The sequence below is a fragment of the Mesorhizobium sp. STM 4661 genome, from assembly GCF_000359125.1.
GTDB lineage: Bacteria > Pseudomonadota > Alphaproteobacteria > Rhizobiales > Rhizobiaceae > Mesorhizobium.
This window is the reverse complement of sequence record NZ_CAAF010000038.1, coordinates 15,802-28,749: the sequence shown is the minus strand read 5'-3', so window position 1 is coordinate 28,749 and position 12,948 is coordinate 15,802. Positions and strand designations below refer to the sequence as shown.

The 12,948-nt window shown below is 63.2% G+C and carries 15 protein-coding genes; 3 read left to right on the top strand and 12 right to left on the bottom strand.

From position 1 onward, the window contains the following. Positions 1-4: 4 nt before the first annotated feature. The 3 genes from MESS4_RS12135 to MESS4_RS12125 all read right to left on the bottom strand — a co-directional run bounded on the left by MESS4_RS12135 (position 5) and on the right by MESS4_RS12125 (position 2,403). On the bottom strand, positions 5-271 hold the full coding sequence (locus MESS4_RS12135) for a hypothetical protein (RefSeq protein WP_244441122.1): 267 nt from the start codon (positions 269-271) through the stop codon (positions 5-7). 129 nt (positions 272-400) lie between these two features. Continuing rightward, positions 401-1,642 carry a class I SAM-dependent RNA methyltransferase gene (locus tag MESS4_RS12130; protein ID WP_006330595.1) on the bottom strand — a complete coding sequence of 414 codons (1,242 nt, stop codon included), beginning with the start codon at positions 1,640-1,642 and terminating at the stop codon, positions 401-403. Continuing rightward, a complete protein-coding gene (locus MESS4_RS12125; RefSeq protein WP_006330594.1) occupies positions 1,639-2,403 on the bottom strand; it encodes a TlyA family RNA methyltransferase in 765 nt (254 codons plus the stop codon). The genes MESS4_RS12130 and MESS4_RS12125 overlap by 4 nt, the downstream gene beginning before the upstream one ends. Before the next feature lie 148 nt (positions 2,404-2,551). Here MESS4_RS12125 and MESS4_RS12120 point away from each other — a divergent pair, with 148 nt between their 5' ends. Next, positions 2,552-2,953: a GFA family protein gene (locus MESS4_RS12120; protein ID WP_006330593.1), complete on the top strand. Its 402-nt coding sequence runs from the start codon at positions 2,552-2,554 to the stop codon at positions 2,951-2,953. A 25-nt stretch (positions 2,954-2,978) separates the two neighbouring features. On the opposite strand, the gene MESS4_RS12115 is transcribed toward MESS4_RS12120, so the two are convergent. The 7 genes from MESS4_RS12115 to MESS4_RS12085 all read right to left on the bottom strand — a co-directional run bounded on the left by MESS4_RS12115 (position 2,979) and on the right by MESS4_RS12085 (position 9,018). Then, the gene (locus MESS4_RS12115) at positions 2,979-3,272 is read right to left on the bottom strand and encodes a hypothetical protein (protein WP_006330592.1); all 294 of its coding nucleotides are present in this window, start codon (positions 3,270-3,272) and stop codon (positions 2,979-2,981) included. 148 nt (positions 3,273-3,420) lie between these two features. Continuing rightward, positions 3,421-5,334, bottom strand: coding sequence for a 1-deoxy-D-xylulose-5-phosphate synthase (gene dxs, locus MESS4_RS12110; RefSeq protein ID WP_006330582.1), 1,914 nt, complete (start codon positions 5,332-5,334; stop codon positions 3,421-3,423). Between the two features lie 130 nt (positions 5,335-5,464). After that, entirely contained in the window at positions 5,465-6,385 is a 921-nt protein-coding gene (locus tag MESS4_RS12105) for a pirin family protein (RefSeq protein WP_006330581.1), read from the bottom strand. Positions 6,386-6,394: 9 nt separating this feature from the next. Continuing rightward, positions 6,395-6,661: a DUF2277 domain-containing protein gene (locus MESS4_RS12100; protein WP_006330580.1), complete on the bottom strand. Its 267-nt coding sequence runs from the start codon at positions 6,659-6,661 to the stop codon at positions 6,395-6,397. A 104-nt stretch (positions 6,662-6,765) separates the two neighbouring features. After that, on the bottom strand, positions 6,766-7,017 hold the full coding sequence (locus MESS4_RS12095; protein WP_006330579.1) for an exodeoxyribonuclease VII small subunit: 252 nt from the start codon (positions 7,015-7,017) through the stop codon (positions 6,766-6,768). Between the two features lie 3 nt (positions 7,018-7,020). Further along, positions 7,021-7,947 (bottom strand): histone deacetylase family protein, encoded by a 927-nt coding sequence (locus MESS4_RS12090; RefSeq protein WP_006330578.1) that lies wholly within the window; start codon positions 7,945-7,947, stop codon positions 7,021-7,023. A gap of 87 nt (positions 7,948-8,034) precedes the next feature. Further along, positions 8,035-9,018, bottom strand: coding sequence for a hypothetical protein (locus MESS4_RS12085; RefSeq protein WP_006330577.1), 984 nt, complete (start codon positions 9,016-9,018; stop codon positions 8,035-8,037). Positions 9,019-9,171: 153 nt separating this feature from the next. On the opposite strand from MESS4_RS12085, the gene MESS4_RS12080 reads away from it, so the two are divergent. Continuing rightward, positions 9,172-9,732, top strand: a complete 561-nt coding sequence (locus MESS4_RS12080; protein ID WP_006330576.1) for a DUF4019 domain-containing protein — start codon at positions 9,172-9,174, stop codon at positions 9,730-9,732. A 76-nt stretch (positions 9,733-9,808) separates the two neighbouring features. Here the strand turns inward: MESS4_RS12080 and MESS4_RS12075 are convergent, their stop codons facing one another. Further along, positions 9,809-10,420: a TetR/AcrR family transcriptional regulator gene (locus MESS4_RS12075; RefSeq protein WP_006330575.1), complete on the bottom strand. Its 612-nt coding sequence runs from the start codon at positions 10,418-10,420 to the stop codon at positions 9,809-9,811. A gap of 120 nt (positions 10,421-10,540) precedes the next feature. Here MESS4_RS12075 and MESS4_RS12070 point away from each other — a divergent pair, with 120 nt between their 5' ends. Further along, entirely contained in the window at positions 10,541-11,764 is a 1,224-nt protein-coding gene (locus MESS4_RS12070; RefSeq protein WP_006330574.1) for an MFS transporter, read from the top strand. Between the two features lie 59 nt (positions 11,765-11,823). Here MESS4_RS12070 and ribB read toward each other — a convergent pair whose 3' ends face one another. Further along, positions 11,824-12,924 carry a 3,4-dihydroxy-2-butanone-4-phosphate synthase gene (gene ribB, locus MESS4_RS12065; protein ID WP_006330573.1) on the bottom strand — a complete coding sequence of 367 codons (1,101 nt, stop codon included), beginning with the start codon at positions 12,922-12,924 and terminating at the stop codon, positions 11,824-11,826. Between the last annotated feature and the right edge of the window lie 24 nt (positions 12,925-12,948).

Here is a 12,948-nt window from a genome sequence, read left to right as displayed (position 1 = left end):
GCGGCTACGTCTTGCTGACAGATCTGCGCGACGTCGCATAGAGGATCAGGAAGCCGACAACACCGCCGATCGCTTGCCTAATCCAGGCACTCAGGTAGTTGACAGCCCCGTCCTGGCTGGAGGCATATAGCGCAGCGCCGACAAATGTCATGACCGCGATGCCAAGTGCATAGGATGGTAACAGCCCGATGCGGGTGACCTTTCTCAAAAGCCAGCCGGTCAGCGCACCGGTGACCGCCATGAACAAAGCGGCGCCCAAAATCTCAGCCACAACCCCTGATGAAAACATTATTCTTCCCCTCTACCCTAGAGTGTAATATGCCCGTTTCGATCAGCAAACGCAACATGCAAAAAACAAGAATTAGAGCGCATCTCGCAAAGCCGTTCAACGCGACGCGCTTTAACGCCTTCGCCTCGGCTTCTCCAGCAGCGCCACGGCCTCGACATGTGGCGACCACAGGAACTGGTCGATCGGCGTCACGCTTTTCAAGGCATAGCCACCGTCGATGAGGATGCGCAGGTCCCTGGCCAGCGTCACTGGATTGCAGGACACCGCGGCGACCAGCGGCACATCGGAACGGGCGATCTGCTTCGACTGGTCTTCCGCACCCGCGCGCGGCGGATCGAAGACAAGACCGTCGAAGACATTCAACTCCTTGAATGTGAGCGGCCGCCTGAACAGGTCGCGGCGCTCGCTGGTCACCCGCTTCAGGCCGCTGGCGAAACGAGAGGCGCGGTCGAGCGCCGCAAGGGCCGGCGCATCGCCTTCCACGGCATGGACTTCCGACTTCGCGGCCAGGCGTAGCGCAAAGCTGCCGCAGCCCGCGAAGAGATCGGCCACCTTTTTCGCGCGCGACAAATGCAGGCCGACGATGCCGGCCATCGCCTGCTCGGCGGCCTCGGTGGCCTGCAGGAAGGCGCCCGGCGGCAGCGCGACGGCGACACCACCGAACAGCACGACCGGTTTTTTCGGTTCGACGATGATCTCGCCGTCGACCGACAGCCTGGCCAGCCCCTCGGCGATGACGAAGTTGGAGGCGACGCGGCGCTGGTTCTCGCCGAGCTTGCCGGACTCGTGAGCCGCGACATCGAGGCCGGAGCCGGTCACGGTTACCGTCATGTGGAACGATTTGGTCGTTGCGCAGATCAGGCTGGCAAGGGCTTTCAAGCGGTCGAGCGCGGCGACGATGGCGGGCAGCGAGATCGGGCATTCCTCGATGGCAATGATTTCGGACGACAGCGAGCGGACGAAACCGAGCCGCATGCCGGCGTCCGTCCGCCGCGCACTGAAGACGACACGGCGGCGTGTCCGCGGCGCGCACGGCACCAGCGCGCCGATGTCGCAAGCAATGCCCTTGCTCTTCAGCGCGTGCACGACCTTGTCGCGCTTCCACAGACGATAGGCTTCCACTTCCAGATGCTGGAGGGCGCAGCCGCCGCATTCGGTGAAATGCCGGCAGGCCGGGTCGATCCGAAGCGGCGAGGCCTCCAGTACCGACATCAGCGTGGCGCGATCCTTTTCGCGCGCGGCGGTGACGGTTTCGCCAGGCAGCGTGAAGGGAATGAAAACCTCGCCGCTGTCGGTCTCGGCGACACCGTCGCCCTGGGAGCCCAGCCTTGCGATGGTGAAGCGCGCGCTCATCGGTCCTTGATCCCGGCGAGCAGGAACTCACGATTGCCGTCGCCGCCTTCGATAGGCGACAGATTCAGCCCCAGCGAGCGCCAGCCGGGAATGGCGTCCAGCCAATCCCCGAGCAGGCCGGCAACGCGCGCCGCATCGTAGGGATCCTTCAGCAAGCCGCCCTTGCCGATCGCCGCGCGGCCGGCCTCGAACTGCGGCTTGACCAGCAGCACGGCGCGGGCACCTCTCCCGGCCAGTTCGAGCGCCGGCGGCAAGGCCAGCTTCAACGAAATGAAGCTGACATCGCAGACGATGAAATCCGGAACACGGCCGGCAAGATCATTAGCCAGCAGTTCACGAGCGTTGAGCCCCTCGATGACGGTGACACGCGGATCGCCAGAAATGTCCGGATGTATCTGGCCATGGCCGACATCGATCGCCGTGACATGCGCCGCGCCGCGTTCGAGCAGCACCTGGGTGAAGCCACCGGTCGAGGCGCCGACATCGAGCGCTTCGCGGCCTGAGGGATCGAGGCGGAAATGGTCGAGCCCGGCGATCAGCTTCAGCGCAGCGCGCGAAACATAGCCCTGGGCCGGATCGTCGATGCCGATGCGACAATCGGGCAAGGCCGTCTGGCCGGGCTTGCGTGCGACGACGCCGTCGACCGTCACGGTGCCGCGCTCGATGGCGTCGCGGGCGCGCGAGCGGCTGGGAAACAGCCCGCGCGCGACGAGCAGTTCGTCAAGCCGCTGGCGTATGCTGGCTGGCACGGGGGAATTCATCGACCTTCTCTGGCGAAAGCCGGCCACGAAGGCAAGGATATTGGAGCGAGAGAACGCAGACCGGCCCATGGCGTGTTGAATATCGCACCCAGTCCGGCAAAATGTGAGGGCAAGACGCCTCTTGCTCAGGCAAGGCGAAGGAGGACGAATGCTGACGGGAACCTGCAATTGCGGCGCGGCCCACTGGACGCTGGAGGGGGATCCCGGCTCGATCACAGCCTGCAACTGCACGCTTTGCCGCCGCTATGGCGTGCTCTGGGCCTACGACTATGTCGACGAGCGCATACGCGTTGCGGGGCCGCTTCGTTCCTATACGCGCGCCGGCAAGGATGCACCCGTACTCGAGATCCTGTTTTGTCCGACCTGTGCTTGCGTCCTGGCCTGGCGCGGCCTGCGCCCCAGTGCCAGCGGTCGCACGCGAATCGCCGTCAATGTGAGGCTGGCGCCGCCGGAGGCCGTCGTCGACCTCCCTATCGATCATTTCGATGGTCTCGACACATTCGAGGACCTGCCGAGCGATGGCCGCTGCGTGCGCGACATTTGGTTCTGATTTTTTGTTTCGTGCATGTCGCTTTCTAGAAGATAGTCCGTGAAACCTGTCGTTCGACAGCCGGGGCCAGACCATCGCCCTCGTCGCCGGAAGCTTGCCGGCGCGGGCGCTCGGTGGAGACAGGCGTCGTCGACGCGGCTTCGGGAACGACGACCAATTGCGGCACCTGCTTGTAGGAAAAGCCGCCGCGGATATCGCCGATCTTGCCGGCAACGATGCCCACTGCCGCCTTTTCGAGATTGCGGTCATAGGGCGTTTCGGCCACGGCCGGCGTGGCGAAGACAGCCAAAAGCGCCACGCCACACAGAAGCGTTCTCATTGTATTGGTCTCCCTGCCTGATCAAACTTTAGCAGGGCGCCGTTGAAAAACGGCCAAGAGACAGGGTAAGCAAAACGCCAAACGGCAGCGTGAACAACAGGTTACCATTGTTCGCCGGCAAATTGATTCAAGCAGTTGAGATTTTGATTCAGGCGCGTTGCGCGCTGGCGGCGTGCCCAAGGGCGACGAAGACCGTACGCACGATGCCGGCCGAGTCCAACCCGGCGTCGGCATACATCTTTTCGGGCTTGGCATGATCGGTGAACGCGTCGGGCAGCACCAGCGGGCGCACCTTCAGGCCGCTCTCCAGCAATCCCTCATGCGCCAGGAATTGCAGCACGTGGCTGGCGAAGCCGCCGACCGCGCCTTCTTCCACGGTCACCAGCACCTCGTGCGAGCGCGCCAGCCGCCGGATCATGTCCTCATCGAGCGGCTTGGCAAAACGGGCGTCGGCAACCGTGGTTGAAAGCCCTGCGGCGCCGAGTTCCTCCGCGGCAGCCAGGCAATCCTGCAGCCTGGTGCCGAAGGACAACAACGCGACCTTGGTGCCTTCCCTGACGATGCGGCCCTTGCCTATTTCGAGCACGGAGCCGCGCTCCGGCATGTCGACGCCAACGCCGTTGCCGCGCGGATAACGGAAGGCGATAGGGCCGTCATCATAGCTTGCCGCGGTGCGCACCATGTGGCGCAGTTCCGCCTCATCGGCCGCCGCCATGACGACAAAACCGGGCAGCGTCGCCAGAAAGGTCGTGTCGAAGGCGCCGCAATGGGTCGCGCCATCGGCGCCGACGAAGCCGGCGCGGTCGATCGGAAAGCGCACCGGCAGGCTCTGGATCGCCACGTCATGGACGACCTGGTCGTAGGCACGCTGCAGGAAGGTCGAATAGATCGCGGCAAAGGGCCTGTAACCCTCGGTGGCCAGCCCGGCGGCGAAGGTCACCGCATGCTGCTCGGCAATGCCGACATCGAAGGTCCTTGTCGGGAACACCTCGCCGAAGAGATCGAGACCAGTGCCGTTCGGCATGGCGGCGGTGACGGCGACGATACGGTCGTCCTCCCGGGCCTCCTGGATCAGGCTTTCGGCAAAGACCTTGGTGTAGCTTGGCGCGTTGGCCGGCGCCTTGGCCTGCGCGCCGGTGATGACGTCGAACTTGTTGACCCCGTGATACTTGTCGGGTGCGGCCTCGGCCGGCCCGTAGCCCTTGCCCTTCTGGGTCACGACATGGATCAGCACCGGGCCGTCGGCATTGTCGCGGACGTTCTTCAGCACCGGGATCAGATGCTCGAGATTGTGCCCGTCGATCGGGCCGATATGGTAGAATCCAAGCTCCTCGAACAACGTGCCGCCGGTGACGTAGCCGCGTGCGTGCTCGACCGCCCGCTTGATGGCGCGGTCGGCGCGTTCGCCGAGATAGGAGGTCAGCTTCTTGCCGAAATCGCGCAGGCCCAGATAGGTCTTGCCGGAGGCAAGGCGGGCCAGATAGGCGCTCATCGCGCCCGTCGGCGGGGCAATCGACATGTCGTTGTCGTTGAGGATGACAATGAGGCGGGCATCGAGCGCACCGGCATTGTTCATCGCCTCATAGGCCATGCCGGCCGACATGGCGCCGTCGCCGATGACGGCAATGACATTGTTGCGGCCGCCGGAGAGGTCGCGCGCCATCGCCATGCCGAGGCCGGCGGAAATCGAGGTCGAGGAGTGTGCGGCGCCGAACGGGTCGTATTCGCTCTCGGCGCGCCGGGTGAAGCCGGAGAGGCCGCCCTCTTGCCTCAAGGTACGGATGCGGTCGCGGCGGCCGGTCAGGATCTTGTGCGGATAGGCCTGATGGCCGACATCCCAGATCAGGCGGTCATCCGGCGTATTGAAGACATAGTGCAGCGCAACCGTCAGTTCGACCACGCCAAGGCCGGCGCCAAGATGTCCGCCGGTGTGAGACACGGCGTCGATCAACTCGGCGCGAAGCTCGGACGCCACCTGCGGCAGCTCGCTTTCGGCAAGCGTCCTGAGGTCGGCCGGAATGCGGACCTTGTCAAGAAGCGGCGTATCGGGCTTTGCGTTCACTGGTTACCGGCCTGCTCGGGCTTTTTGTTCATCGCGAGATAGGCCGATGGCCGACGAATGTAAATGCGTGTCAGTGACGCGGCGCGGATACAAAGTGTTAAAGTGCCCTGTGCACCGAAGAGGCCGCATTCTAATTGTCCGGCAAAGGAATGAATTCTTTCTCATCTCCAGGAACGATATCGAAGCGCCCCGTCTTCCATTCTTCTTTCGCCTGTTCGATGCGTTCCTTCGACGATGACACGAAATTCCACCAGATATAGCGCTTTGAGCCGAGCGAGGCGCCGCCAAACAACATGAAATGAGCGCCGCCTTCCGACGACACGACAATCTCGTCGCCGGGCCGGAACACCAGCAGCCGCTCAGCCGGAAAGCGGTCACCGGAGATCGAAACCTCGCCTTCAAGCGTATAGATGGCGCGCTCTTCGGCGTCGGCCGGGATTTTCACGCTGGCGCCGGGCGCCAGTTTTATATCGGCATAGAGCGTCTCCGAGGCCGTGCTTACCGGAGACCGCAGCCCGGAAAACGCGCCGATAACGATGCGGCCGCTGACACCATCGGCATCGATTTCGGGCAGGTGCAATGCGGCCGTGTTCTCGAAGACCGGCGCGACCTCTTCCTTGCCGTCAGGCAGCGCCAGCCATGTCTGCAGGCCGGAGACCGACATCGGCGCGCCGCGCAACTCCTCCGGCGTACGCTCGGAATGGACGATGCCGCGGCCGGCGGTCATCAGATTCACGTCGCCCGGCTGGATCACCATTTCGGTGCCGAGCGAATCGCGGTGCCTGATCTTGCCGTCGAACAGGTAGGTGACCGTCGACAGGCCGATATGCGGATGGGGACGCACGTCGAGCGCCTGGCCGGCCCGCAGGATGGCCGGACCCATGCGGTCGAAGAAGATGAAAGGCCCGACCAGCCGGCGCTTCGCGGTCGGCAGAGCACGGCGAACCTGGAAGCCGCCAATGTCCCTGGCGTTTGGAATGACCATCAATTCGATCTGGTCGCTGGCGAAGGCATCGCCGGCCTGCGGGTCATTTCCAGGGAAGAAGCTCATACGGTCTCCTCAGGCGAAGCGGAGTGCGGATTTGGCCTTCGCCTTGGCCGCCACCTCTTCGCGATTGCGCGGATGCTGCGAGGTCTCGAGGCTGTCGAGCAATTCGCGCGCCGATGCGGCAATGGCCTTTACGGCGTGGTCGAACGCGTGCTGGTTGTGTTTCGACGGCCGCGTCGTTCCGCTCAGCTTGCGGACAAACTGAAGTGCGGCATCGTGGACCTCGTCATTGGTTGCCGGCGGATCGAAATTGAACAGGGTCTTGATGTTTCTGCACATCGTTTGCAATCTCCTCTCGTCCTGGAGCCGTTTCAATCGGGATGAGTCTTATCCTCAATCATGATCATGTCCAAAAAGGCAAAATTGTCATTCGAGGCCGCGCCTCAGTCCGCATCCAGCGGTTCGGTACCGACAGGCTTGCCGTCGCGCGACAGCCTGATCTTCTCGACCTTGTCCTCGGCCGCCTTCAAGAGCCGGTCGCAATGCACCTTCAGCGCCTCGCCGCGCTCATAGATGCGGATCGACTGGTCGAGCGGCACGTCGCCGCGCTCCAGATCATCGACGATCTTCTCCAGCGCGTCGAGCGCCTGTTCGAAGCTCATCGCCTTGACGTCTTCATTCGCTTCGCCAGCCATTCCTCATCCTTTCATCAGTCGCCCGACATGGGAGGCGACCGAAAATGCCAATCCCTGCAGATCGTAGCCGCCCTCCAGCAGGCTGACGAGCCGATTGCCGCTGTGGCGCCCGGCGCGTTCCAGCAGTTGGCCGGTCGCCCAGTCGAAATCGTCCTCGGTCAGGTTGATCTCGGCCAGCGGATCGCGGTGGTGCGCGTCGAAACCGGCCGAGATGATGATGAGGTCGGGCGCGAAATTGTCGAGCGCCGGCAAGACGCGCGACAGGAAGGCGTCGCGGAACATTTCGCTGCCGGTGCGCGGCGCGAGCGGCGCGTTGACGATGTTGCCGGCGCCGGTTTCGCTCCTGGCGCCAGTGCCAGGATAAAGCGGCATCTGATGCGTCGAGCAATAAAGCACCGACGGGTCGTCCCAGAAAATGTCCTGCGTGCCGTTGCCGTGATGGACGTCCCAGTCGACGATGGCGACTCGCTCGGCCTGATGCTTCCTCTGCGCGTAGCGCGCCGCGATCGCCGCGGTGTTGAAAAAGCAGAAACCCATGGCCGTGGTCTTCTCTGCGTGGTGGCCGGGCGGCCGGGCTGCGACAAAGACGTTAGCGGCGCGGCCCTCGAAAACGTCGTCGACAGCGGCGTTGGCGGCGCCTATCGCCGTCACGACCGCCTGCCAGCTCTTTGGACTGGCGGTGGTGTCGGCGTCGATACGGGCGATGCCGGTGTCCGGTATCGCTGTGCGGACGCGTTCGACGAATTCCTGGGGGTGTGCGTAGAGAATGGTAGCCTCGTCGCCTTCCGGCGCCTCGGCACGATCGAGTGCCGCGAAGGCTTCGTCATCGAGCACGCGTTCGATGGCGCGCAAGCGGTCGGGTCGCTCCGGATGACCGGGCGGTGTCAGGTGTTCGAGAAAGATCGGGTGAGTGTAGAGCCGTGTAACCATGTCCCGATATAGGCGCGCCCGGCCGCTTTGACCATGTTTTCGCGCCGGGAAAGGACGACGTTCAACAGGGTTTAGAACAAGACAAGGTCAGGTGCCAGGCGTCGGCTGGGTCCAGCGGGAGCCGCCAAACGACGCCAGCGCCTTGTCCCGGAGTTCCCTGAACTTCGAGGAAGCCTCGGCCAGCCTCTGGTCCCAGTCGGGATCGGGCACCTGGCCCTCGATCACCTTGAAATAAACCTGCATCAGGCAGGCGATGGCAAAGGGTTCGATGAAGGCCGCCTTGAAGGCCCAGGCGAAGACGATGGCCAGCACGAAGGCCCAGCCGCCGAGCTGCCCCGGCATGAACCAGAGGATGGCGCCGGCCGGCGCCAGCATCAGCAGGAAAATGACGAAGGAAATGCCCCACATGATCACCGCCAGCCAGATGGCGTTCTTGACCATGGTCTTGCCGTTCTGCGCGTAGAGCACGACACCCTGGCGCGCCGTCTCGAAGGGCGAGGCGGAATTGGTGCGGATGTTGTAGCCGAGGATAATCTCGTCGACATAGGTCAGCGACAGGCGGATCACCGTGTTGATGAAGCTGACCAGACCGCCGAGCCCGGGAATGGGCAGGAACGCGGCAATGCCGCCGATGAGGCCGGTGACGGCGCGGATGGCGCCCTTGACCAACTGATCGAGCACGAAAAGAATGTTGGCCTCGGCGAAACGCTCTTTCACGACATCCCTGGCATAAGCGATCTGATTCTGGCCGCCGGGCACAGGCTGGCCGTCGATCAAATGGACCATGACGGCGATATGGCCGGCCTTGACGATGTAGAGGATGTATTCGCGTATCCAGTAGACGGCGATCGAAACGACGCCGAACCCGACCACGCCGCCCCACAAGGCAAACGACAGCGGCCCGTCGGGATCGGTGGAGACGTGGCCGACGCCATAACCGACGCCGGCGCCCGTGCCGGTCGCCACGATATAGGCCAGCGTGATGCCGAAATAGACGATCATGCGAAAGACGATGAAGGGCCATGTCCGCATCATGATGGACACCGACCTGCCGATCTGGAAATCCCACATAGCCCGAATCCCCCCTCAGAGATGGACACAGAGGATGATCCTGGGCCTGAAATTGTCAATCTCGGACAACGCAGGGTGGTGGGTCAGCTTAAAATTATGTTCTATCGACCTTGATGGGTTGCGGCCGGTTAGAGGGGCTGCGAGGATGGCCCGATGATGCGTGCAACCGTAGCTTTCATTGCGCTGGTCGTTTCGACTTTGATCGGGGGCCAACCTACACGTTCGCAAGAGTGGACGCCGTCTCCGGGTTCGGTTCTGGATGCGACACGAGCAATTGATCGCTATTTCTTCTTGCTCGATAACGGCGACTCCAAGCGGGCATATGAAATGATGAGTGATGCCGCCAAGGCGTCAATCCCAGTGACTGCTTTCACAGAGCAAAGCGAACAGTTCCATTCCCAGGCTGGTCCGCTGCTGGAACGGCGATTACTCAAATTCACGTGGCTTAAAGACCCGGCGGGTGCTCCCTTTCCGGGCATTTATGCAGCGGTCGATGTAGCCACGAAGTTTGAGAAGATCGACCGGCACTGTGGATATGTAGTGCTCTATCAGCAACCTTCAGGGGGAGCTTTCCAGGTCATGCGCGCCGAAAGCAACTTCATCGACAACGCGACAGCAACGAAAATTGAGACAAGCCAGTCGAAATTTGAACTGGACAAGGCATGGGCCGAATTGTCGCGTAACTGTCCCAACTTCCCGCCGGCGAACCCTTGAACGTTTAGACGACCGGCTTCTTGCAAGGCCGACGCACCAACTGCCCATTACCGTGCGCCGAGCCGCCGATGAGACTTCAGACCGGCTGCGGACCTTGCTTTTTGAGCAGCCCCTCCAGCAACTGCTTGAATGCCGCCACCGCTTTCCTCGACGTCGCTTCGGGGTCTTGCGAATTTGCGATCCGCTGCGCGGCCTGGCTGCTCGCGCCATTGATCAGCCGCGCCGTGGTCTCCGGGTCGAGATCAGCCACGACCACGCCGTCCTGCTGCAGCCGGGTGAGGTTGTCCGTCATGGAGGCGACGCAGCCATTGGCATTCGGCCATTGCGCCGGATCGCCCAGCACTGCCGGGCCGTCGCGGAACATGATGCGCTGGATTTCCGGCTCCAGCGCCATCTCGATGTAAGCGGTGCATTCGTCGACGAAATGCCGCCAGCGGGTCGGCGCCCTCGCCGCCACTTCGTTCACCCGCGCAGCCATCTCCGCATCGATCTCGGCGATGACAGCCTGCAGAAGCCCCTTCTTGTCGCCGAAATGATGATAGAGCGCGCCGCGTGTCAGTCCGGCCGAGGCGGTGAAGTCGTCCATCGAGGCTTCGGCGTAGCCGACCGTGCCGAAGGCTTGGCGCGCCGCGGCGACCAGTTTGGCGCGAGTCTCGGCGATCATCTCTTTGCGCGGTCTGTGCGCCATTCACTTTTTCCTTCACATACGCCGCGTATATTAATTGACATACGCTTCGTATGTATCTATCTCAGTTAGCATACGCCACGTATATAAGTGGCTCCACCTCAAAAAGCCAGGAGCTTTCCCATGCCCAACCCCTATCGCGAAATCTTCAAGGCAAGCGGAGCAAAGGGCTTCGCGGCCGCCGGCTTCGTAGCGCGGATGCCAATGGCCATGGCTCCGATCGGGATCGTCGCGATGCTGTCACAGACGCACGGCGAATATTGGCTGGCCGGCGCCGTTTCCGCGACATACGCGCTGGCCAACGCTGTCGTCGCGCCGCAGGTATCAAGGCTGGTGGACCGCCTTGGCCAGACACGGATTGTGGTGCCCACCACTGTTATTTCCGTGCTCGCTTTCGCGATACTGATCGCGGCGGCCAACCAGGACTGGCCGATATGGACGCTGTTCGTGTCAGCGCTGCTGGCCGCCGCCATGCCCAGCATTCCCGCAATGGTGCGTGCGCGCTGGACCGAAATTTTCCGCGGTCGCCCCGAGATGAACACCGCGTTCGCCTTCGAGTCGACGGCGGACGAACTGGTCTATGTTGCCGGAGCATCGCTATCAGTGGGGCTGAGTGTCGCCCTGTTCCCCGAAGCGGGAATGCTTGCGAGCACATTGTTCCTCGCCTTCGGCTCGATGGCTTTCATCCTGCAGCGCTCGACCGAGCCGCAAGTGCGACCGGTGGAACATGGTTCGCGCGGCTCGGCAATCCGCCTGCGGCCGGTTCAGATCATCACCTTCGCCCTGATCTTCATCGGCGCGACCTTCGCGACCACGGAGGTGAGCACCGTGGCGATCACCAAGGAGCTTGGCCAGCCGGGCGCTGCCAGCCTCGTTATCGGCGTCTACGCGCTGGGATCGTTCGTCGTCGGCATCATCGTCGGCGCCCTGAGCCTGAAAGCGCCACTGCAACGTCAGCTCGCCATCGCGATCGCCATCATCGCGCTCACCACGCTGCCATTGCTCGTCGCCGACACGGTGCCTCTTCTGGCACTGGCGGTCTTCATCAGCGGCATGGCGATCTCGCCGACCTTCATCACGGCATTCGGCCTGATCGAGCGGCACGTGCCGGAAGCGATGCTGACCGAGGGCGTCACCTGGGTGATGACCGGCATCGGCATCGGCATGGCGCTAGGCTCCTTCGCCGCCGGCGCGGTGGTGGACGCGTTCGGCGCTCAGAACGGATTCTGGGTTTCGGTGGCGTCGGGCGCAATCGCACTCGCCACCGTGCTGCTCGGCATGCGCAGCCTGGCAACGTCGGATTGCGATATGGCCACATGCGATGCAGCTGCTGTTCCCGCGGAATAGTCACCGATGCGTCCGGTCCCGGTTGGGACCGGACGCATTTGACGATTGGATCCGGGTGTCTAGAGAATCTCGGTCCTGGCGATGTGGATGCCAAACCCTTCGAGACCGACATAGTGGCGCTCGCGCGAGGCGATCAGGTTGATCGAGGAGATGCCTAGATCCTTCAGGATCTGGGCGCCAAGCCCGATCTCGCGCCACTCGTTCTCGCGGCGCCGCGCCTCTTCATGGTCTTCACGGTCGCCGGCAGCCGGCCGCTTGCGCTCCTGATGGGCGACACCGACCGAGCCCTCGCGCAGATAGACGATGACGCCACGCTTGCGCTCGCCCATCGCCTTCATGATGCCGTCCAGCCGGTGGCTGGTGCCGAAGACGTCGCTCACGACATCCTCTGAATGCAGCCGCACCGGCACGTCCTCGCCGTCGCGGATGTCGCCGAAGACGATCGCCACATGGTGCATCGAATCCCAGGGCAGCGTGTAGGTGAAGACCTGCGCCTTGCCACCTGCCGTCTCGATGTCTGAGCAAGCGACGCGCTCGACCAGCGTTTCCTTGCGCTGGCGGTAGGCGATGAGGTCGGCGACCGAGATCTGCTTCAGGCCATGCTCCTCGGCAAAAGCCTGCACCTGCGGGCCGCGCTTGACGGTGCCGTCATCGTTGACCAACTCGGAAATGACACCGATCGGCGGCAGGCCGGCGAGCTTGCAGAGGTCGACCGCAGCCTCAGTATGGCCCGAACGCATCAGCACGCCGCCTTCGCGAGCGATCAGCGGAAAGATGTGGCCGGGGCGGACGAAGTCGGAAGCGCCAACGTTGCCGTTGGCGAGGTTGCGCACGGTCAGCGTGCGGTCGTCGGCCGAAATGCCGGTCGTGGTGCCATGCTTGAAATCGACGCTGACGGTGAAGGCGGTGGTGTGGGCCGAATCATTGTCGGCGACCATCGGCTGCAGATTGAGCCGCTTGGCTTCCTCGCGCGGCATCGGCGTGCAGACGATGCCGGAGGTGTTGCGGACGATGAAGGCCATCTTTTCCGGCGTGCAGTGGACGGCGGCGACGATCAGGTCGCCCTCGTTCTCGCGCCCGTCATCGTCCATGACGACGACGATCTCGCCGCGCTCGAAGGCGCGCAGGGCTTCGACGATTTTCTTCTGGTCGTAAGGCATTGGCTCGCTTCGCTCGCAGGGAAT